Annotated in this window: 15 protein-coding genes; 6 read left to right on the forward strand and 9 right to left on the reverse strand. The window is 73.5% G+C overall.

The features are described from left to right. Position 1 precedes the first annotated feature (1 nt). Positions 2 to 1,252 carry an APC family permease gene (locus GQ466_RS28175; protein ID WP_337193655.1) on the forward strand — a complete coding sequence of 417 codons (1,251 nt, stop codon included), beginning with the start codon at positions 2 to 4 and terminating at the stop codon, positions 1,250 to 1,252. Positions 1,253 to 1,581: 329 nt separating this feature from the next. Here GQ466_RS28175 and GQ466_RS28180 read toward each other — a convergent pair whose 3' ends face one another. Beyond that, positions 1,582 to 4,695 (reverse strand): AfsR/SARP family transcriptional regulator, encoded by a 3,114-nt coding sequence (locus tag GQ466_RS28180; protein ID WP_161106094.1) that lies wholly within the window; start codon positions 4,693 to 4,695, stop codon positions 1,582 to 1,584. 238 nt (positions 4,696 to 4,933) lie between these two features. On the opposite strand from GQ466_RS28180, the gene GQ466_RS28185 reads away from it, so the two are divergent. The 3 genes from GQ466_RS28185 to GQ466_RS28195 are packed head-to-tail and all read left to right on the forward strand — an operon-like array spanning position 4,934 to position 7,726. Further along, positions 4,934 to 6,145 (forward strand): hypothetical protein, encoded by a 1,212-nt coding sequence (locus tag GQ466_RS28185; RefSeq protein WP_202421247.1) that lies wholly within the window; start codon positions 4,934 to 4,936, stop codon positions 6,143 to 6,145. A 10-nt stretch (positions 6,146 to 6,155) separates the two neighbouring features. Further along, the gene (locus tag GQ466_RS28190; protein WP_161106095.1) at positions 6,156 to 6,800 is read left to right on the forward strand and encodes a hypothetical protein; all 645 of its coding nucleotides are present in this window, start codon (positions 6,156 to 6,158) and stop codon (positions 6,798 to 6,800) included. Beyond that, positions 6,797 to 7,726 (forward strand): carbohydrate kinase family protein, encoded by a 930-nt coding sequence (locus GQ466_RS28195; protein WP_161106096.1) that lies wholly within the window; start codon positions 6,797 to 6,799, stop codon positions 7,724 to 7,726. Before GQ466_RS28190 ends, GQ466_RS28195 begins: the two co-directional genes overlap by 4 nt. On the opposite strand, the gene GQ466_RS28200 is transcribed toward GQ466_RS28195, so the two are convergent. The 3 genes from GQ466_RS28200 to GQ466_RS28210 all read right to left on the reverse strand — a co-directional run bounded on the left by GQ466_RS28200 (position 7,707) and on the right by GQ466_RS28210 (position 12,353). Then, on the reverse strand, positions 7,707 to 9,842 hold the full coding sequence (locus GQ466_RS28200; protein ID WP_161106097.1) for an ATP-binding protein: 2,136 nt from the start codon (positions 9,840 to 9,842) through the stop codon (positions 7,707 to 7,709). The two genes, GQ466_RS28195 and GQ466_RS28200, sit on opposite strands and share 20 nt — an antisense overlap. A gap of 326 nt (positions 9,843 to 10,168) precedes the next feature. Then, positions 10,169 to 10,930, reverse strand: a complete 762-nt coding sequence (locus tag GQ466_RS28205) for an IclR family transcriptional regulator (protein WP_202421248.1) — start codon at positions 10,928 to 10,930, stop codon at positions 10,169 to 10,171. Between the two features lie 100 nt (positions 10,931 to 11,030). Next, positions 11,031 to 12,353: an MFS transporter gene (locus tag GQ466_RS28210; protein ID WP_161106099.1), complete on the reverse strand. Its 1,323-nt coding sequence runs from the start codon at positions 12,351 to 12,353 to the stop codon at positions 11,031 to 11,033. Between the two features lie 146 nt (positions 12,354 to 12,499). Between GQ466_RS28210 and GQ466_RS28215 the strand changes: the two genes are divergently transcribed. Together GQ466_RS28215 and GQ466_RS28220 are read left to right on the forward strand one after the other, a co-directional pair. Next, positions 12,500 to 14,491: a phosphatase PAP2 family protein gene (locus GQ466_RS28215; RefSeq protein ID WP_161106100.1), complete on the forward strand. Its 1,992-nt coding sequence runs from the start codon at positions 12,500 to 12,502 to the stop codon at positions 14,489 to 14,491. Beyond that, positions 14,488 to 15,276 carry an SDR family NAD(P)-dependent oxidoreductase gene (locus GQ466_RS28220; protein ID WP_161106101.1) on the forward strand — a complete coding sequence of 263 codons (789 nt, stop codon included), beginning with the start codon at positions 14,488 to 14,490 and terminating at the stop codon, positions 15,274 to 15,276. The genes GQ466_RS28215 and GQ466_RS28220 overlap by 4 nt, the downstream gene beginning before the upstream one ends. A 25-nt stretch (positions 15,277 to 15,301) precedes the next feature. On the opposite strand, the gene hpnH is transcribed toward GQ466_RS28220, so the two are convergent. Genes hpnH through hpnE form a run of 5 tightly spaced genes read right to left on the reverse strand, consistent with a single transcriptional unit; the run spans position 15,302 to position 21,135 of the window. Then, entirely contained in the window at positions 15,302 to 16,306 is a 1,005-nt protein-coding gene (gene hpnH / locus GQ466_RS28225; protein ID WP_161106102.1) for an adenosyl-hopene transferase HpnH, read from the reverse strand. Beyond that, the gene (locus GQ466_RS28230) at positions 16,306 to 16,911 is read right to left on the reverse strand and encodes a phosphorylase family protein (RefSeq protein ID WP_161106103.1); all 606 of its coding nucleotides are present in this window, start codon (positions 16,909 to 16,911) and stop codon (positions 16,306 to 16,308) included. The genes hpnH and GQ466_RS28230 overlap by 1 nt, the downstream gene beginning before the upstream one ends. Continuing rightward, complete coding sequence (gene shc / locus GQ466_RS28235) at positions 16,908 to 18,809, reverse strand: squalene--hopene cyclase (protein ID WP_161106104.1); 1,902 nt, start codon at positions 18,807 to 18,809, stop codon at positions 16,908 to 16,910. The genes GQ466_RS28230 and shc overlap by 4 nt, the downstream gene beginning before the upstream one ends. Further along, the gene (locus GQ466_RS28240; protein WP_161106105.1) at positions 18,809 to 19,822 is read right to left on the reverse strand and encodes a polyprenyl synthetase family protein; all 1,014 of its coding nucleotides are present in this window, start codon (positions 19,820 to 19,822) and stop codon (positions 18,809 to 18,811) included. The genes shc and GQ466_RS28240 overlap by 1 nt, the downstream gene beginning before the upstream one ends. After that, positions 19,819 to 21,135, reverse strand: coding sequence for a hydroxysqualene dehydroxylase HpnE (gene hpnE / locus GQ466_RS28245; RefSeq protein ID WP_337193656.1), 1,317 nt, complete (start codon positions 21,133 to 21,135; stop codon positions 19,819 to 19,821). The genes GQ466_RS28240 and hpnE overlap by 4 nt, the downstream gene beginning before the upstream one ends. Positions 21,136 to 21,254: the final 119 nt, after the last annotated feature.

Below are 21,254 nucleotides of genomic sequence, written 5' to 3' on the forward strand. Positions count from 1 at the left end.
CGTGACCTCGGCCCCCGGCGAACTGCGGCGGCGGCTCGGCGTGTCCGACGCCGTCCTGGTCGGGCTCGGCGCGATGCTCGGCGCGGGCGTGTTCGCGGCGCTCGGCCCCGCGGCGCGCGCGGCCGGGTCGGGGCTGCTCGCCGGGCTGGCGCTCGCGGCGGTCGTCGCCTACTGCAACGCCACGTCGTCGGCGCGGCTGGCGGCCCGCTACCCCGCGTCCGGCGGGACGTACGTCTGCGGCCGCGAGCGCCTCGGCCCGTTCTGGGGCCACCTCGCGGGCTGGGGCTTCGTCGTCGGCAAGACCGCGTCGTGCGCGGCGATGGCGCTGACCGTCGGCGCGTACGCGTGGCCCGCGCACGCCCACGCCGTCGCGGCGGGCGCGGCGCTGGCGCTGACGGCGGTGAACTACGTCGGCGTCCACAAGTCGGCGCTGGTGACAAGGGCGATCGTCGCGATCGTGTTGATAGTCCTCACGGTCGTCACGGTGTCACTGCTGACGTCCGGCGAGGCGGACGCGGCACGCCTCTCCTTCGGCACGGACACCTCGCCGGGCGGAATCCTGCGGTCAGCGGGCCTGCTGTTCTTCGCGTTCGCCGGATACGCCCGGATCGCCACGCTCGGCGAGGAGGTCCGCGACCCGGCCCGGACGATCCCGCGCGCCGTCCCGATCGCCCTGGCGATCACGCTGGCGACGTACACGGCGGTGGCGATCGCGACACTGTCGGTCCTGGGCGGCGACCGCCTGGCCGCGACGACCGCCCCGCTCGCCGACGCCGTCCATGCGGCCGGCCTGCCCGCCCTAGCCCCGGTAGTCCGCACCGGCGCCGCCATCGCAGCCTTGGGCTCCCTGCTCGCCCTGATCCTGGGAGTCTCACGCACAACCCTCGCGATGGCCCGCGACCACCACCTCCCGAGCTTCCTCGCCGCCGTCCACCCCCGCTTCGCCGTCCCCCACCACGCCGAACTCGCCGTAGGCACGATCACGGCCCTAGCCGCCGCCACCGCCGACGTACGCGGCGCGATCGGCTTCTCGTCCTTCGCCGTCCTCGTCTACTACGCCATCGCGAACGCCTCAGCCTGGACCCTGACCCCCGCCGAAAACCGCCCACCCCGCCTCGTCCCCGCCCTGGGCCTGACCGGCTGCCTCACCCTCGCCTTCGCCCTCCCCCTCACGTCCGTCCTGGCAGGCTCCGCCGTCCTAGCCACCGGCGCCCTCCTCTACGCCACCACCCGCCGGGCAAGCGCTTTTTGATCCGACATCCGGCGCACGAGAAATGAAAAAGGCCGACGGGATTTCCCGTCGGCCGGTGCCGTGACGTACGGCTAGACGATGTGCCATCCCGCGAAGCGAGAGAACATTTCCCACGTGCCAAGTGCAGCCGTCATGAACATGACGGACCCAAAAATCAACCGCACGATAGTGTGTTCCTCGCCGTCTTTTCCAGAAATATCGACTATGCCCACCGATCGGCCGGTATGAACGTACCAGAAGGTCGAGCGTAGATCAAAACGGAACGACAAACGCGAAGATCGCTCGGAACTAGAAGTCAAAAAGGGCATCAAGTCCGCCAAAGCGGACGATCAGGCACCCGGAATGTCATCCGGGCTGAGAAGGCGGTCCTGGAGAACATCCGCCTCGCGGACGCCGAGAGAAGAGAACAGCTCCAGTGCCTGCCGCCGGTAGGGCTCGGCCACCGCGGCGCCCCGGGTCCGCGCGACGACCTCGCCGATGCCCGCCAGGGCGGACGCCTCCTGGCGGACGTCGGCGATCGAGCGCGCCAGCGCGAGGGATTCCTCGAAACGCTCGCGGGCGGCGGCGTACCGGCCGGCGCGCAAATGAAGCTCGCCGATGCCCAGCAGAGCCAGCGTCTGCTCGTACCGCTCGGACAGCTCCCGAGCCGACTGGAGCGCCTTCTGATGGTGGATCAGCGCCTCACCGTCGCGTCCCAGCGCGGTGAAGCAGGTGCCGATGTGGTTGAGCGAATCACATTCACCGCGAAGATCGCCGATCTCCCGATAGATGGCGAGCGCCTTGCGGTATTCTCCGATCGCCTCGGCGGCGCGGCCCGTCCTGCGGTAGACCGTCGCGACGTTCGACAGCCAGACGGCCTGGTGCTGCCGGCGCATTTCTTTGACATCACGCGCCCGAAGGTAGAAGTCCAGGGCGACGTCATAGTTCCCGAGCATCTGCTCGAGGTCGCCGATGTTGTTGAGCGCGATCTGGCGCCCTTCATCCGCGCCCAGGCGGGTGTGCGTGTCGAGGGCGGCCCGGAAATGGTCCGCCGCCTCGCCGTACCGGCCCAGATGGCACAGGACGATGCCCAGATTGTTCAGGGCTTCCCCCACATCGCCCTCATCCGCGCACTCCCGGAACCCGGCCAGCGCCTGCTGCAGGTATCCGAGCGCCACGTCGAACTCGGCGAGATGCCAGTGCACCTGCCCGATCTGCAACAGGAAGCCGGCCACCGCGCGGCCGTCGCCGTGCGACCGGGCGGACTCCAGTCCCTCGTGCGCACGGCGCAGGGCCTCCGCGTACCGGCCCGAACGCCAGTAGATCTTGCTCAGGTCGGCGAGAGCGCGGATCCGGCTCCCGTGTTCCCCGAGGTCGCTCCAGACGGCGGCGGCACGCTCGTGCAGCCGCGCGGCGTCCGCCCACCGGCCGGTGGACTCCAGGTGCGGCGCGAGGACGGCGGCGAGCCCCGCGGCACGCCCGCCCCGGCCGCGCTCCACGGCATCGGACGCGACGCGAAGGAGGTTGTCCGACTCGGCGTCGAGCCAGCCGCGCGCGCCGTCCGCGTCCGCGAACGAGGGCGGGCACGGCGAGACGGCGGTGACCGCGGGACGGTCGCCGCGCGGGTACAGCAACGCGTCCGCGCGCGCTGCGGTCGCGAGGTAGTGGTCGGTCAGCCGGTCGAGCGCGGCCTCGGCGTCCGGCGGCGGGTCGAGGGCCGCGAGCCGGCTCGCGTACTCACCGATCAGATCGTGAAAGCGGTAGCGGCCCCGGCTCGGGTCCTCGATGAGGTGGTAGTCGAGGAGTTCTTCCAGCATCGCCCCGGCCGTCGCCCGGTCCGTGCCGAGGAGCACCGCCGTGTCGTCCGCCGTGACGTCGAGGCCCGGGTGCAGGCCGAGCAGCCGGAAGGCGACGCGCAGGCGTTCGTCCAGCCCCTCGTAGGACAACGCGAAGACGGCGGTGAGATCGCGGTTCTCGGCGCGGATCTCGGCGAGCCTGCCGCGACCGCCGGACAGCCGTTCGGCCAGGTCGCCGACCGTCCAGCCGGGCCGGTGCAGCAGGCGCCCGCCCACGAGCTGGACGGCGAGCGGCAGCCCGCCGCACAGCCCGACGACCGCCCGGACGGCCGGATCCGCCGGATCGAGAGCGCGCTCGGCGACCCGGGCGAGCAGCGCGACCGCCTCCGCCGGCGGCAGGACGCCGAGGCTGACCGGCCGCACGGCTTCCAGGCCGACGAGTCGGCGCCGGCTCGTGACGATGACGAGGCAGCCGGGGGTGCCGGGAAGCAGCAATCGGATCTGGTCGTTGCCGAGCGCGTCGTCCAGCACGAGCAGGATCCGGCGCGCGGCGACCGCCCCGCGCCAGCGCGCCGCCCGCGCCTCGACATCGGTGGGGATCTCGTCCGCGGGGACTCCGACGGCGAGGAGGAGATGCTTGAGCGCCAGACCTCCGTCAAGAGGTTCGTGGTCGGCGTGGTGCGCCCGCAGATGCAGGAAGATCTGGCCGTCGGGGTACCGGTCGGCCAGGCGGTGGGCGAGGTGGACGGCCAGCGTGGACTTCCCCACCCCCGGCATCCCGTCGATCGCGATCACGGTGACGGTCGGGCCGCCCTCGGCGAGCGCGGTCAACCGGGTGAGTTCCGCCGTCCTGCCGGTGAACGTGTGGAGGTCACGGGGCAGGCTGCTCGGGGCTTGCGCGGCGTACGGGCGCCGAGGGAGCGTGAGGCCGGGATCTCCGGCGAGAATACGGCGGTGCAGACGGCTCGTCTCGGGATGCGGTACGGCACCGAGATCGGCCGCCAGACGTTCGCGAAGCCGGTGGAAGACATGCAGCGCGTCACCGGAACGGCCGTCCCTGTAGAGCGCCAGCATGAGCGACTCGGCGAGCTTCTCGTGATGGGGAAACCGGGCGGCGAGCCGATCGAGCTCGTTGATCACCTGGGCATGGCGACCGCGCGCCAATTCAATTTTGAAACGGTCCAGCGCCCCACCCACCAATTCGTCCTCGATGGTGCGGCGTGTTCTCTCGGCCCACGCGCCTTCGATGCCGGACAGCGGTGTGCCGCGCCAAAGCCGCAACGCCTCGCGCAACAGCGCGGCGGCGTGTTCCGTGTCGCCGCTGTCGGCGATGGAACGCGCCTGCGCGCACAACCGCGCGAAGCGGTGGTAGTCGACCTGCTCGGGGTCCGCGTCCAACGTGTACGCGCCGGCCCGGTAATGCAACCGGACCTGGTCGTCCATCGCTTCGAGACGGCGACGCAGCCGGGCGATCTGGGTGTGCAGAGCCGCGCGCACCCGTGTCTCCGTATCGTGTTCCCAGACCCGTTCGATCAGGCTTTCGACCGCCACCGGGCGTCCCGGCGCCATCAGCAGGACCGCGAGCACGCCGCGTTCCTTCGCCCAGCCCGGCTGCCGGCTCGCGCCGGACGCCCACAGTTCCATCGGACCCAGTATGCGGAATTCCATCCGCGCTCCCTGCGGAAATAGACCCCGCTTTCTTTGACGCTGCCGATGATCTCATTGTCAAGTGATTCTTTCCAGGAGTAAGCCCTCTCTCCCCTGGCCGGTATGGGCCGCACGGAACATCGACCGCAAGCGGTTCCGTGAGGGTTTCCGCAAGGCCCGCCGCAAGGCTCGGTGCGGACTATCGGCGGAGTGCCGCGAAACGACGCGCGGCCGGCACACCACAGGGGGCAGGAGCAGAATGTCAGAGATCGAATGGCGCCGGGTCCCGATCGGACCCGACGCGGACCGGTTGGCGACGAGGGAAGCGTCGCGGACCGTGTTGCTCGTCGTCCACACCGTGACGTCGGGGCAACGTCTCATGGACGCGGCGAAACTGCTGGAGAACGACCTCCGGGTCCAGGTCGTCTTCACGCGCGGACCCGACGTCTTCGGGGAGGGGGTCGGGGAGTTCTTCGCCCGGCTCGGGGTCATCACGATCCCGTGGAGCCAGGCGACGGCCACCCGGTTCGACCTGGCCATCGCGGCGAGCGACGGCGGCACCCACGAGGTGCGCGCGCCGTTGATCGTCATGCCGCACGGAGCGGGCTTCAACAAGCTCGTCATGCGCGGGGCGGGCCGGGCGGCGGGCAGCCGCATGGTGTACGGGCTGGACCCGCAGCGGCTGGTCCACGACGGATCGCTCATCCCGTCGGCGATCGCCCTGGCGCACGAGGACGACCGCGCGACGCTCGCCCGGACGTGCCCGGAGGCCCTTCCGGTCGCCGACGTCGTCGGCGACCCGGCCCACGACACGCTGCTCGCCAGCCGTGCGCGTCGGTCGTCCTACCAGGTGGCGCTGGGGGCGGGCGACGGTCGCAAGCTCGTCGTCGTCACCTCCACATGGGGACCCCACTCGCTGTTCGCGCGGCGGCCCGCGCTGTGGGCCAGGCTGCTCACCGAGCTGCCGGAGGACGAGTTCCGCATCGTGACCATGCTGCATCCGGCCGTCTGGTCGACCTACGGCCACTGGCAGATCAGGACGTGGATGGCCGAGTACCTGCGCCGCGGGTTGAGCCTCGTCCCGCCGGAGGCGGACTGGCGGGCCGTCCTCGCGGCGGCCGACTGGGTCATCGGGGACCACGGCTCCGCCACGGTCTACGGCGCCGTGGCCGGTGCGCCCGTCCTGCTCGGCACGTTCCACGCCGCCGATGTCAGCGCGGGGTCGCCCGCCGCCGTCCTCGGCGCGGCGGCGCCGCGGCTGAGCGGGCGGGGAACCCTCCGGCGGCAGCTCCTCCAGGCGGCGGCCGACTTCCACCCCGACGCGTACGCGCAGGTGGTCGGACGGATCACGTCCGAGCCCGGGGCGTTCAACCGCAACATGCGCCGCCTGATGTACCGGCTGCTGCGCCTTCGCCAGCCGGCGTCCGTGCCCACCGCGCAGCCCGCCGCGCAGCCGTTCCTGATCGCGTGAGGGAGTCGTCATGATCGAAGGACTCACCGGCCGGGTCTACACCCGGCTGTACCGCGTCGACCGGTTCCTGCGTCTCACGCGGTCCGGTGCCGAGAAGGACGGCCTCGACGGCGGCATCCTGTCAGTGCTGTTCATCCCCCGGTGCGGAGGGCCGTGCCCGCCCCGGCTCGCGACCTTCACGACGAAGGGCGGCACGGCGGGCCCGGACATCGGCCGGCTGCTCGACGCGGACGCGCACACGGTCGTCCGCGTCGGTTCGACCCCCGACCCCGCCGACCCGGAGACCGCCGACGTCCTCCTCCACGATCGGGCGCCTCACGCGCGCCTTCCCCACGTGCTGGACGACTATCCGGGCTGCTCCGTCGCCGTCACGGCGGAAGCCGGCCGATGTCACGCGGCCGTTCGCGGACGACCGATCGTCCGCGCGGTGGGCGACCACGCGACGGGGGTCGTCTGGTCACCGCTGTGCGGGTCCTTCCTCTACGCGTGGTCCACGGCGGGCCTGCCGCTGGAGAGTCTGACCGCGGCGGTGATCATCGCGGGTCGCCTCCGCCCGCCCTCCGATGACGCGGGCGGCGTTCTGGAGGTGATGGGACGGGTCGCGTTCACCGTGCGGGACGAGAACGGCCCGTCGGTCCGGAGGGCCGCGTCATGAGCGCCGCGATCGCGGTGATCGGCGTCGCGAGCCTGTACGCGTCCGTGGGGGTCAGAGCGTTTCCGCTGGAGTACGCGGCGTCCACGGCACCGGAATGGATGGGCATCAGCGTGTCCGGCGCGGCGACCCACGTTGCGCGGATCCAGCGGGCGCTCGGCGACGACGTTCGGCTGTGCTGCCCGGTGGGCCGCGACCTGGCGGGGACGCTGATCCGCGCCGAGCTGGATCGGCTCGGGCTCGTCGGACCGGGAACGGTGGACGTCCCCGTCTCGTCGACGGGCCTGGTCCTCGCGGACACCGACGGTCGCCGCATGGGAATGCCCCATCTCGATCCGGTGGACGGCTTCCCGTATCCGTTCGACGTGCTGCGCGGTCAGGCGTGCGCCGCCGACCTGCTGGTGCTCACGAACGCGCGGTTCGTCCGCCCTCTGGTGGGGCGCGCCGCCGGCCTGGGCGTGCCGATCGCCGTCGACGTCCATCGCATCGCCGGCCTCGGGGACGACTACGACCGTCCGTGGCTCGAACACGCCGAGATCGTTTTCGGCAGTCACGAGCGCATGGGCGATCCGCGGACCTGGATCGCGGAGATGTTCGCCCGGCGTCGGCAGATCCGTCTGCTCGGCGTCGGCATGGGAGCGCGGGGCGCGGTGCTCGGGCTCCGGGACGGACGGCTGATCGAGGTGAGAACGGTGGCCCGGCGGGGACCCGTCAACACGTCGGGTGCGGGCGACGCGCTCTTCGCGACGTTCCTGAGCGTCCTGCTCCGGACGGGCGACCCCGTCACGGCGCTGCGATCAGGGGTCGTGCACGCGAGCTGGAAGATCGCGCACCGGCTTCCGGTCGAGGCGACGCTCGACGCCGGCGACCTGGACGAGATGCAGCGCGCATCGGCTGCCCCGACGGCCGTCACGCGCTGGGATCGTTAGTCGGCCCCGCCAGCCTCCGGTCGATGGCCCTGGTCGGCGCTCCGGCGTCGGCCAGGGCCGAGCGCGCGCGCTCGAACAGGTCCCGGGCGGCGTCCGTCCGGCCCGCGCGCAGTTCGAGATCACCGATCACCTCCAGCGCGTCGGCCTCGCCGACGGCGGACGGGATCGCGCGCATGGCGGCGAGCGCCCGGTCGGCCAGATCGCGTGCGACCGCCGGGTCGGCGTCCCCCAGATGAGCTCGCGCGAGCAGGACGAGCACGCGTGCCCGGTTATACGGGTCGGCCTCGGACTCCAGCAGAGTGCCGGCCTCGCGCAGTGCGGCGACCGCACCGGCGGTCTGTCCGTCCTCAACGAGAACGGAGGCGAGATCGCAGAGCGTCAGAGCGACGCGCCGACCCTCACCGAGGTCGCGATAGGCCGCCAGGGCCGCGCGGAACCGCGTGCGCGCCGCGCCGAGGTCGCCCCGGTCGTGCTCGACCCAGCCGAGCCGCCGGTCCGCTCCCGCCATGCGGGCGCGGTTCCCGAGGTCCCGCCAGATGTCCGAGGCGCTCGCGAAGTCCCGGGCGGCCTCGTCCAGGCGTCCGAGTTCGCGGAGCGCCAATCCGGTGCGATTGAGCATCTTCGCCTCGGCCGTACGGTCGCGGCCCGCACGCGCCGCCGCGAGCCCGAGCCGGTCGAAGTCGAGACGCCGATCACCGTGTCCGCGCAGGAGGAAGAGCGGCCACGCGGCGTCGACGATCAGCCACGCCTGCCGGTGGAGCCCCGTTTCATGGGCACGTTGGGCGATCGCCCGCAAATTCACCAGTTCGTCCTCCAGCCAGGCGAGCGCGTCCGCCGGAGCCTCGAACCGGGGCGCTTCGGGAACGCCCGGTCCCGCCGTCGGGACGGCGAGCCTTCGGTACGGCGCCGCCGCACGGCTCGCCGCGAGCGTCGCCGCGACCGCCCAGTCGGCCAGCCGCCGTATCGCCGCCGCGCGCTCGGGCTCGGGCTCGTCCGTGTCGGCGGTCTCCAGAGCGTGCAACCGGGTCAGTTCGTGAAATCGATAGTGCGCGTCCGGCGAATCATCGACCAGGTTCGCATCGGTCAATTGTTCCAGTTCCTCGGCCACCGTTTCGACCGGCCGCGCGGTGAGCGCGGCGGCGCTGTACCGGTCGAAAGTTCTGCCCGGATAAAGTCCCAGCACACGGTAGAGACGCCGGATCGGTTCCGGAAGATTCCGATAGGAGAGTTCCAGTGCAGCGCGCACGGTCACGGCGTCGTCCTCGTCCGGCGTTCCCGGCATGGACAGCACCCCCAATCTGCGGCGTTCCTCGTCCAGCGCACTGGCCATTCTTTCGAGCGTCCAGTTCGGTCGTATGGCGAGTCGCGCGGTGGCCACGCTGAGCGCCAGCGGCGAGTAGGCGCAGAGTTCCGCCAGCCGCGCGGCCACCCCGTCCTCCGCGTTCACCCGGTCCGCGCCGAGCCGGCTCACGAGAAGCTTCGTCGCCGCCGCGGGGTCCAGCGGCCCGATCTGGACGGCCCGCGCGCCGCGCGCCATCAGGCCGCCGAGCCGCCAGCGGCTCGTCACCACCGCCGCGCCCGTCGCCGCGCCGGGGAGCAGCGGCGTCACCTGGGCCGCCGAATGGGCGTCGTCGAGCACGACCAGGAGGCGGCGGCCCGCCGTCAGCGAGCGGTAGAGGGCGGCGCGTTCGGCCAGGCCGTCCGGGATCGTCTCCGGGCGCTCGCCGAGCGCGCGGATGAACCCGCCGAGCACCTCGCTCGGCGGCGCCGGGGCGACCGGGGCATGGCCTCGCAGGTCGGCGTACAACTGACCGTCGGGGAAGTCCCGGGCGTGATCGTGCGCCCAGCGCAGGGCGACGGCGGTCTTCCCGATGCCTGCGGGGCCGCTCACCACGACGCAGGCCGCGTCGGCGCACGCGTCGTCCAAGGCGTCCAGAACGTCGTCGCGGTCGACCACCATGCCGACGCCGGGGAGCTGCCGGGGAGGGACCCGCGTGGTCGCCGCCGGATGCACGTGCAGACCGCCGTGAACGTCCCTGGCCTGGACGACCGACCCGGTCACGTCTCCCGTGAACTCGTTGGCCTGGGAGTCGCGGTCGCCGGACGGCCTGTTCATCGCCCCACCAGCCAATGCGGAATCGGAGAGATCATCCGACTCCATTGTCACCTTTTACTCTACTTCGCAACCGGATTGAGTCAAGGTCTCATTCATTTACGCAACGCAACTAAGCGAGTTCTTCCGCACGTGACACGCGAAGTTTCGATCGATGGCCGGGCGAGCCTACAGCATGGCTGAACTGCGACGCAGCGAACTCGCGAGTCGTCGTGATACGACCGAAAAGCGTGCCGCCCCGTGGCCTCAAACGGCCACGCCGTCACCCTTATAGCATCGAATAACGAATGCCCCAAGTTTCCGATCACGCCATGCGTGGACCGTCGGCGTTAGAGGGCGGGGGTGGGGCGTTCTTCTGGGGGGAGCAGGAGGATCTCCAGGGCCTTGGCGCAGGTGCGGGCCTGGGTGAGGTACCAGTCGAGGCGGCGGATCGTGATGAGTTCGGGGGTCGCGCGCAGGGCCAGGGCGTAGCGGGCGTTGCCGGCGTGGTCGAGGATCGGGACGGCCAGGGTTCGGACGCCCGCGGCGGACTCGCCGTCGTTGACCGCGTAGCCCTGGTCGCGGACGAGGTCGAGTTCGGACTTCAGCTCGGACGGGTCCACGATCGTCCGGTCGGTGAGGGCCGGGAGCGGGCCGAGGCCGGCCAGGTCGGGGTCGGGCGACCACGCCAGGAGGACCTTGCCGAGCGCCGTCGAGTGCAGCGGGCGGCGCAGGCCGATGCCCGCCTCGCGGCGCACCGAGTCGCCGACGAGGATCAGCACCTCGTTGCCGCCGCGCAGCGCGAGGTCGACGGTCGTGGACGTGACGCGGGCGAGCTGCGTCAGTTCGGGCACCGCGCGGTGCAGGCCGCGCTGGTGGAAGGAGAGCTGGCCGAGTTCGACGATGGACGGGCCGAGCCGGAACCGGGACGTCGCCGGGTCCTGCTCCAGGAAGCCCGACGCGACGAGCGTCCGGGCGAGCCGGTGCGCGGTCGAGGTCGGCAGGTCCAGCCGCCGGCCGAGGTCGGACGCGCCGAGCGCCGGGCCGTTGTCGCGGAAGCAGTGCAGGATCGTGAGCGCCCGGCGGACCGCCTGCGCGCCTTCTACGGACATCCCCGGTCCTTCCCGCATCATGGATAGAACTTTGCCTACCAGGATAGGGGAATTTGCGGATCGCGCGGCGGGCGGACGGAAAAGGTTCCCGCGCCGTGGGTCAGGACGCCTTCGGGCCGTCGTCGGGGCCGGACGCCGGCACCGCGTCGTCCGGATGCGACCGGATGAAGAAGCTGCCGAGCAGCGCCACGCCCCCCGACCCGATGAGGACGAGCTGGATCGGGTCCACCGCGCCGAGCGGCCCGAGGTGGTACTCGCCGCCCTTCAGCGCGTCCGCGACCGCGCCGGTGATCAGCGCCGCCACCGCCAGCCCGAACCGCAGCGTGCCGTGGAACGCGGCGAGCGCGACGTCGCGGACGTTGCCCGTCAGCCCGTCCTGGAGGTGGGTGATCGCGCTGACCAGCGCGGTCGTGGCGGCCATGCCGAACAGCAGCGCCGCCAGATAACCCCAGATCAGCGACGCGAACAGCCCCATCGCGATGATCACCAGGCCCTGCCCGGCGATGCCGATCCGCATCTGCGCGGGCAGGTTGGCGTCCGTGCGGCGGCGCAGCAGCGCGAGGCCGACCACGAACCCGATCCCGAACAGCGCGACGAGCGCGCCGAACCCGAGCGGCCCCGCGTGCAGCACCTCCCGGACGAACACCACGCCGAGCGAGAACAGCGACCCGAGCCCGAGCGCCACGATCCCGACGGCGAGCAGGATCTCCCGGACGATCGGGATCCGCATCGCGGCGAGCAGCCCCTGCCGGGTGCTCCTGCCGTCCTTGGCCGCCTCCTGCTCGGCGGCGCGCACGGCCGCCGGGTCGGGGCCGAGGTCGGGCAGCGAGCGGATCGCGAAGAACGACACCACGTACGTCGCGGCGTCCACCCAGAACACCGCGACGTACTCCAGGTGGCCCGTCCACGCCGCCGAGCCCGAGATCAGGTGGATCAGCCCGAACGCCGCCGCGCCGAGCGGCACCATGACGTAGTAGAAGCCCATGACCAGGCCGTTGGCGAGCGCGAGCCGCCCGGCGGCGGGATGGTCGGGGTCGTCCTTCTCCCCGATGAGGACGGGCACCGACGAGTCGCGCGCGGGCAGGAACGCGAGGCTCGCGACCTCCATCGCGAACGCCCAGAAGAACACCCAGCCGAGCCACGGGACGATCGGCAGCAGCACCGCCATTCCCGCGCGGATCACGTCGGCGGCCATCATCACGCGGCGCCGGTTCCACCGCGTCACCGCGCGGGCGGCGAGCGGCGCGCCGATCGCGGACGGGAACAGCCGCAGCACGAGCACGCCGCCGATCGCGGTGGTCGACCCGCTGAGCTTCAGCACGAAGTACATCAGCGCGAGCGTGCCCATCCAGTCGCCGAGGGAGGAGACCGCCTGCCCGGCGAGCAGGCGGCGAAAGCCGTCCAGCCGGAGCAATTCCCGCATTCAGCCCCCTCGTCCGCCCATCGCCGCAGGTCCGGTGATCTTTCCGTCCCCGTCCGATACCCCCCGTCCGGTCGTCGCAACACCGGGTGAACGGCAAGATCAACGATGGGGTCTGGCGGAGTGACATCGTGGGTACGGTGCGTGACGTGGGGACACAGGACGTGGTGACCGCTCCCGATCGGGTCCTGCCCGGGAGCGGGAACGCCGCGGGCGCGCGCGCCTGGCGGGAGGTGCTGCTCGGCCTCGCGGTGTTCGGGCTGTACGCGCTCGTGGTGATGCTGCCCGAGAGGGCGCGGCGCCGGGCGGCCCGGGCGCACGCCGAGACGCTGTTCGGCTGGGAAAAAGCCCTCCACCTCGACGTCGAGCGGACGCTGAACGGGTGGCTGGCCGACCAGTCCGTCCTGCGGGTGCTCGCCAACTACGAGTACGCCGTCACCTACATCGCCAGCGCGATCGGGCTGCTGGCCTGGCTGTACGTGAAGCACCCCGACAAGTACCGGACGGCGCGCAACGCGTTCGTCCTGCTCAACCTGCTCGGCCTCGCGTGCTTCACCCTGTACCCGCTGATGCCGCCGCGCCTGATGCCCGACCTCGGGTTCATCGACACGGTACGGCTCGGCCGGACGTGGGGCTCCTGGGGCTCGCCGCTGGTCGAGAACGCCGACCAGCTCGCCGCGATGCCGTCGCTGCACATGGCCTGGACGCTGTGGGTCGGCGTGGAGCTGGCGCGGATCTCGGCGCTGCGGTCGATCCAGCTCCTCAACGCCGCCCACGTCCTCGTCACGCTGTACGTGATCCTGGCGACGGCGAACCACTACGTCCTGGACGCGGTGGCGGCCGTCCCGCTGGTGGCGGTCGCGGTCTACGCCGGACGCCGCACCGAGCGCGTCGCGGACCGTCCCGAACGCGTCGCCGCGACGGACGCGTTCTTCCTCGCGGTCGAGACGCCGCGCGCGCCGCAGCACGTCGGCGGCGTGATGATGCTGGACACCTCGGCGGCCGAGGTGCGGCGCTCGGACGTCGTCGGCCTCGTCCTGGACCGCCTGGACCGGGTGCCCCGGTTCCGGCAGCGGCTCGTGGCGCCGTCGCGGCTGCGCCGTCCGGTCTGGACGGACCATCCCGCGATCGACTGGGACTGGCACGTCGTGGAGCGCGAGGCCGACGGCGTCGCGGGGCTGCGCGCGATCGTGGCCGCGCTGGAGGGCGAGCCGCTGCCGCGCGACCGGCCGCTGTGGCGGATGGTGCTCGTGCGCGGCGTCGCGCCCGGACGCACCGCCGTCGTGTTCCTCATGCACCACGTCGTCGCCGACGGGATCGGGGTCGTCGCGCAGGCGCTGCTGCTCATGGACGCGCCGCCCGCCGCGCCGCCCGGCGGCGCCCCGCGCCGTCCGGGCGTGCTGAAACGCGCGGCGGCGACGGTCGTCGGGTTCGCCCAGCTCGCCGCCGACGCCCCGCCGCGCACCCGGCTGCCCGTCACGGGTACGGCCGACCGCCGGTTCGGGACGGCCGCGCTCCCCCTCGCCCTGCTGCGGGACGTCGCGCGGCGGCACGGCACCCGCGTCACCGACGTCGTGCTGAGCGCGGTCGCGGGCGCGGTCCACCGCGTCGGCCCGGACACCGCGCCGGGCGCGCTCGCCCGGTTCGCGGTGCCGCTCATGATGCGCTCCCCCGACAGCGGCGCCGAGGGCAACCACACGACGGCCGTCATGGTCGACCTGCCGATCGGCGCGCTGCCCGAGGACGAGCGGCTGGCGCGCGTCGCCCGCCGCTGCCGCGCGCTGCGCACCGGCACCCGGGCGCAGGCCGCGTGGTTCGTCATGCGGGACGTGGCGCGGCTGATGCCCGCGCCGCTGCACCGGCGGTTCGCGCGCGCCGTCTACGGCCCGCGCTTCTTGCAGGGCGTCGTGTCGAACATGCCGGGCCCGGTGACGCGGCCCCGGTTCGCGGGCGCGCCGCTGGACGAGGTCTATCCCGTCATCCCGCTGGTGCCGGGCGCGCCGCTCGCCGTCGGGGCGCTGAGCATCGCCGGGGAGCTGTGCGTCAGCGTCTCGCTGGACCCGGCGCTCGGCGACGCGGACGCGCTGCTCACCGCCTTCCGCGCCATCGTGGCCGAGCTGGACGGCGGTGGGGTCGCATGACCGGTCCGCTGACGGGATCGGTCGCCCTGGTGACGGGCGCGTCGTCGGGGCTCGGCCGGGCGAGCGCGGTGGCGCTGGCGCGGGCGGGCGCGCACGTGATCGTCCACGGCCGCGACGCCGGACGGCTCGCCGCCGTCGCCCGCGAGGTCTGCGGGACGGCGCTGACCGGCGACCTCGCCGACCCGGCGGAGGCCGAACGGCTCGCGGCGGCGGCGCTCGCGGTCGCGGGACGCGTGGACGTCCTGCTGTGCAACGCGGGCGTCGGCTGGTCCGGCCCGTTCACCGCGATGCCCGCGGCGGACGCGGCCCGGCTCGTCGCGGTGAACCTCGCCGCGCCCGTCGCCCTCACCCGGCTGCTGCTGCCGGGCATGCTCGAAAACGGCGGACGGCTCGTCTACGTCACGTCCATCGCCGGACGGCTCGGCGTCGCGGGCGAGGCGGTCTACTCGGCGACCAAGGCGGGCCTGGACATGTTCGCCGTCAGCCTGCGGCAGGAGCTGCGCGGCAGCGGCGTCGGCGTCGGCGTGCTCGTCCCCGGCGTGGTCGACACGCCGTTCTTCGAGCGGCGCGGCGAGCCGTACACGCGGCGCCGGCCCCGTCCGATCCCGGCCGACCGGGTCGCCGACGCCCTGGTCGCGGGCATCGTCGCGGGCAGCGCCGAGATCTTCGCGCCGGGCTGGCTGCGGCTGCCGGTCGTCGTCCGGGGCCTGTTCCCCGGCGCCTACCGGGCGCTGGACGGACGGTTCGGCGCGCGGACGGTCGCGCTGCGGGCCGGGTCCGGCTGACGGCGCGGACCCGGTCCCGCGCGGGTCACGCGCTGCGCATCGCGCGCAGCGTCTGCTTCAGGGAGCCGAGCGTCGCGAACACCGACGTCGGCTCGTACCCGCAGTGCGCCATGCAGTTCTCGCAGCGCGGGTCCTTGCCGCGCCCGTAGGCGCTCCAGTCGGTGGTCTCGGTCAGCTCGCGGTAGCTGTCGGCGTACCCGTCCTCCATGAGGTAGCACGGCCGCTGCCAGCCCTTGAGCGAGTACGACGGGATCGCCCAGGCGGTGCAGTCGAAGTCGACCTTGCCTTCGAGGAAGTCCAGGAACAGCGGCGAGTGGTTGAACCGCCAGCGCTTGCGGTTGCCGCCCGCGAACGCCTTGCGGAACAGCGTCCGCGTCTCCTCGACGCCGAGGAAGTGGTCCTGGTCGGGCGCCTTCTCGTACGCGTACGCGGGCGAGATCATCATCTGGTCGACGCGCAGGTCGTCGTTGAGGTAGTTGAGGACGTCGATGACGTTCTGCGGGGTGTCGTTGTTGAACACCGTCGTGTTCGTCGTGACCCGGAACCCGCGCTCCTGCACCATCCGGACGGCCGCGACGGCGTCGTCGAACACGCCCTCCTTGCAGACCGACTCGTCGTGCCGCTCGCGCAGCCCGTCGATGTGGACGGCCCACGCGAAGTACCGCGACGGCGTGAACTTGTCGATGTGCTTGGGGATCAACACTGCGTTGGTGCACAGGAACACGTACCGCTTGAGCTTGACGAGTTCGGCGACCAGCTCGCCGATCTGCGGGTGCATGAGCGGCTCGCCGCCCGCGATCGACACCATCGGCGCGCCGCACTCGCGGATCGCGGCGACGGCCTGCTCGACCGGCATCCGCTTCTTCAGCTCCGACGCCGGATGCTGGATCTTGCCGCAGCCCGCGCAGGCGAGGTTGCAGGCGTAGAGCGGTTCGAGTTCGACCAGCAGCGGGAACTTGTCCCGGCCGGTGAGCTTGTTGCGCAGGATGTACCCGCCGATGCGCAGGCTCTGGCGCAGTGGCATGCCCATCAGGGACCAGCCTCCTCAGGAAGATGGGTTTCGGTCGTCCGGCACGGCGCGGACGCGGCGGCCCACGCGGCGAGCGCGGCGGCGGACCGCCGCAGCCGCCGCCGCGCGGCCAGGCCGCGCGCGAGCGTGCCGGGCGAGACGAGCGGGTGGCCGGGGCCGTCCACGACCGCGCGGACCACCGCCCACGGCCGGTCGCCGGCGGACGCGGCCAGCGGCGCGGACTCCATGTCCACCGCGACCGCGCCGAGGTCGGCGAGCGCGCGGCGCTCCCGGCCGGTGACGGTGTGCCCGACCGTGACGACCGGGCCGCGCCGGACGGTCGCGCCGCCCCGGGCGAGCCGGTCGGCGAGGTCGTCGGCGTGCGGGCAGGGCAGGACGCCCGTGGCGGTGCGCACCTCGGTCGCGACGACGAGGTCGCCGGGCCGGACGCGGTCGTCCAGCGCGCCGCCGAAGCCCGCGACCGCCAGCGCGTCGAACGCGGGCAGCAGCCGGGCGGCGGCGGACGCGCGGCGCGGGCCCATGCCGGTCCGGACGACCGTGTAGGCCGGGTCGCGCAGCGCGCGGGCCTCGACGCCGAGCGCGGCGCACACCACCAGCCGCGTCACCGGGCGTCCTGGGCCGCGAGGTAGCGGCCGAGCGCGCTCACCGGGAACACGAGCCGGTAGAGGTGGTAGTTGATGTAGAAGTCGCCGGGGAAGCCGGTGCCGGTGAACTCGTCCTCGTCCCAGGTGCCGTCGGGACGCTGCCGGGCGACCAGCCAGTCGATCCCGCGCTGTACCGCCGGGCCGCGTTCGCCCGCCGCGAGCAGCGCCAGCAGCGCCCACGCGGTCTGCGAGGCGGTGGACGTTCCCCGGCCGATCCACGCGGCGTCGCGGTAGGAGCGCAGATCTTCGCCCCAGCCGCCGTCCGCGCCCTGGTGGCGCTCCAGCCAGCCGACGGCGCGGCGGATCACCGGCGCGTCCGGCCGGACGCCCGCCGCGACCAGCGCCGGGACGACGCTGCCGGTGCCGTAGACGTGGTTGGCGCCCCAGCGGCCGAACCAGGAACCGTCGTCCTCCTGGTGCTTGAGCAGCCACACGACGGCGCGGCGGACGACGGGCGTCCGGGCCATGCCCCGCGCGCACAGCGCCTCGACCACGTGGGCCGTGACGTCGGCGGACGGCGGGTCGGTCACCGCGCCGAAGTCGCAGAACGGGAGCCGCGCGACGAGCCGGCTCGTGTTGTCGGCGTCGAACGCGGCGAACCCGCCGTCCTTGGACGCCATCCCGGCCATCCACCGGACGCCGCGCTCGATCGCCGGTTCCGCGCCGGGGTGCCGGACGCGGTTCAGCGCGAGGATCGCCTCGGCCGTGTCGTCGGTGTCGGGGTAGAGGTCGTTGTCGAACTCGAACGCCCACCCGCCGGGCGCGAGGTCGGGCCGCCGGACGCTCCAGTCGCCCGGCCCCCTGACCTCCTCGCCGAGCACCCAGTCGGCGGCGCGCAGCAGCGCCGGGTGGTCGCCGGGCAGGCCCGCGTCGGCGAGGGCGTTCATCGCGAGGACGGTGTCCCAGACCGGCGACTGGCACGCCTCCAGGCGGCGTCCCTGCGCGTCGCGGATCGTGAAGCGTTCGAGGCCCGCGATGCCGCGCCGCATCACCGGGTGGTCCAGGCCGTAGCCGAGCAGGTGCAGCGCGATGAGCGAGTACACCCACGGCGGCTGGATCCCGCCCCAGCAGCCGTCCTGCTCCTGCCGCGCGACGATCCAGTCGCGGGCGCGCAGCAGCGCGGCGCGGCGCAGACCCTTGCGCGGACGCTTCTCGTACAGGTGCAGGGCCTTGTCGAGCGCGTGGAAGGCGCCGTCCCAGCCGAGGCGCGGGCGGCGGCGCGGCGCGCTCTCGGCGTGCAGCTCGTCCAGCCCGAACGGCAGCGGCCGGACGGGGCGCAGCGCGGCGACGACGGTCAGCGGGACGATCGTCTGCCGCGCCCAGCAGCCCCAGTCGTAGACGTTGAGCGGGAACCACGCCGGCAGGAAGATCATCTCCGGCGGCATGACCGGCAGGTCGTCCCACTCCCAGGCGCCGAACAGCGCCAGCCAGAACCGGGTGAACACGCGCGTCGCGGCGAGGCCGCCCTCGGCGCGGACGAACGCCGCCGCGCGGGCCATGTGCTCGGCGTCCGGGGCGTCCCCGGCGAGCCGCAGCGCGACGTACGCCTCGGCCGTCGTGGACAGGTCCGGCGGGCCGCCGTGGAAGTTCGCCCACGTGCCGTCGGGCGCCTGCTGGGAGCGGATCCAGCGCGCGGCCTCGCGCGTGTCGTAGTCGGAGCGGATGCCGAGGAACTCGCGCAGCAGCAGGTCCTCGGCGTCCATCGTGACGTTGGTCTGCAGCTCGCCCTTCCACCAGCCCTGCTTGGCCTGGAGGCCGAGCAGGTGGTCGCGGGCGGCGGCGAGCGCGTCGGCGGCCGTGCGCGGCGCGCCGGTCTCCAGCGGCTCGCCGGCGGGCTCGACGGGTGCGGTGGCGGTCATCAGTGGTCCCGGCGGGTGACGAAGTCGGCGATGCGCAGGAACTCGGCCCGGACGTCGTCGGGCGGCGCGGCGGCGTCCAGGTGCGCGGCGGCCCGCTCGACGCGCAGCCGCGCCTCCTTCTCGGCCCAGGCCCGTCCGCCCGACGCCTCGATCAGGCGCGCGATCTCCTCCAGCTCGGCCGTCCCGGACGGCACCGGGCGCCGGTAGAGCATCTGGAGGCGCGCGGACTCGGGCGTCCCGGCCTGGAGCGCGGCGGCGATCGGCAGCGACAGCTTCCGCGCCCGCAGGTCCGACATCGTCGGCTTGCCGGTCGTGTCGGTGTCGCCCCAGATGCCGAGCAGGTCGTCCACGAGCTGGAACGCGACGCCGAGTTCGGCGCCGAACGCGTCCAGCGCGGCGCAGACCGGCTCGGGCGCGCCGGTGAGCACCGCGCCGATCGAGCAGGAGCAGGCCAGCAGCGCGGCGGTCTTGCCCTCGACCATCGCCAGGCACTCGTCCAGCGTGATCTTCTGCCGGGTCTCGAACTCCAGGTCCAGGGACTGCCCGGCGATGAGCCGGCGGGTCGTCGCGGCGAGGTTGCGCGCCGCCGTCGCCGCGCCCGGGCCCGGCGCCTCCAGCAGGATTTCGGTCGCGAGCGCCAGCAGCGCGTCGCCGGCGAGGATCGCGGCGGGCTCGCCGAAGACCGTCCAGGCGGCGGGCCGGTGCCGGCGGACGCGGTCGCCGTCCATGATGTCGTCGTGCAGGAGCGAGAACGCGTGCGTCAGCTCCACCGCCGCCGCGCCCGGCAGCGCCGCCTCGGGCGCGGCGCCCGCCGCGCGCGCCGACAGCAGCGCGAGCGCGGGCCGCAGCGCCTTGCCCTGCCCGCCGTTCACGGGCCGGCCGTCGGCCTGCGCCCAGCCGAAATGGTGCGCTGCGACGCGGTACGTGCGCGGGTCGAGCCGTCCGACGGCGGCGCGCAGCGCCCCGTCCACGAGTTCGCGCGTACCGGTCATCGAGACCGGAAGAGTGGTCACCGGTCCTTCACCCCTTCCAGATGGCGACGGACCAGGCGGGCGGCGGTCAGGCCGCTGCGCACCGCGCCCTCCATCGTGTCGGGCCAGCCCGTGTCGGTCCACGCGCCGGCGAGGAACAGGCCGGGGACGCCGGTGGCGGCCCCGGGACGCGGCGCCCCGCAGCCGGGACGCTGCCGGAACGTCGCCCGCCGCTCCCGCGTCACGAACAGGTCGCGGACGCGGGCGCCGCGCGCGGCGGGCAGCAGGCGGCGCAGCTCGGGCTCGAACACCGCGCGCAGCTCGGCCACCGGCCGGTCGATCCAGCGGTCGGCCGCCGAGACCGACACCGCGAGGTACTGGCCGTCTTCGAGGCCGCTCGGTTCGGTCCGGTCGAACATCCACTGGACCGGGGAGCCGACCGCCGCCGCGAACGGCCGGTCCAGCACCGTCCGGTCGAAGACGGCGTGGACGTTGACGATCGGGCTCGCCGACAGCTCGTGCCAGCCCGCCTCGGGCCGCGCCTCGGCGGGCAGCAGCCGCGCCGCCGCCGGATGCGGGACGGCCACGACCACGGCGTCGGCGGCGATCGGCGCGCCGTCCACGACGACCTTCTCCGCGCTGACGCCCTCGACCTTCGCCTTCAGCCGCACCTCGCCGCCCAGCTCCTCGATGCGCCGTCGTGCGGGGCCCGCGTGCAGCTCGGCGAGCGGGACGGACGGGACGCCGATGTCCGCCGCGTCCGGCCGTCCGAACAGCGCGCGGTTGCACACCATCGCCGACAGGCCGAGCGCGGCCTCGTCCACCTCGGCGTTGAGCGAGGCGGTGATGAACAGGCCCCACAGCGCCTCGCGGGCGTTCGCGCTCTGCCCGCGCGCGGCCAACCACGGGCCGGCGGCGACGTCGTCCAGCGACGGGTCGTCCGGGTCGAGCCGTTGCAGCGCCATCGACGCGCGCACCGCCCGCAGCCGCTCCCCCGGCGTCAGCGGCGTGTAGCGGGCGAGGGCGGGCAGCATGTGCAGCGGGCTCGGCAGCCTGGACCGGCGCAGGCGCGCGGGCGGCAGGCCGTCCGGGCGCAGGACGGTCACGTCGAACCGGTCCTGCGTGCTCGTCAGGTGCGCGACGCCGAGCCGGTCCAGCAGGCCCCGGTAGGCGGTGCAGCAGCGCAGGAACACGTGCTGGCCGTTGTCGACGGTGAGGCCGCCGCGCCGGAACGAGTGCGTCGCGCCGCCGAGCCGGGGCCGCGCCTCGATCAGCGTGACCGGCACCCCCGCCTCGCCGAGCGCGACCGCCGTGGCGATCCCGGCTAGCCCCCCACCGACGATGACGACACTCACTGTGTCTCCCGCGAGCCTGCGGCGCGCTGTGTTGCCCGCTCGCCTACGGCGCGCTTTGAGCCGCGCGCTTCCCTCGTCGCTCTGGTCGCAAGCTCCCGCCGCTCCTCAGTCCAGCGCGC

The organism is Actinomadura rayongensis (assembly GCF_009831215.1).
In the GTDB taxonomy this organism is placed as follows: Bacteria; Actinomycetota; Actinomycetes; order Streptosporangiales; family Streptosporangiaceae; genus Spirillospora; species Spirillospora rayongensis.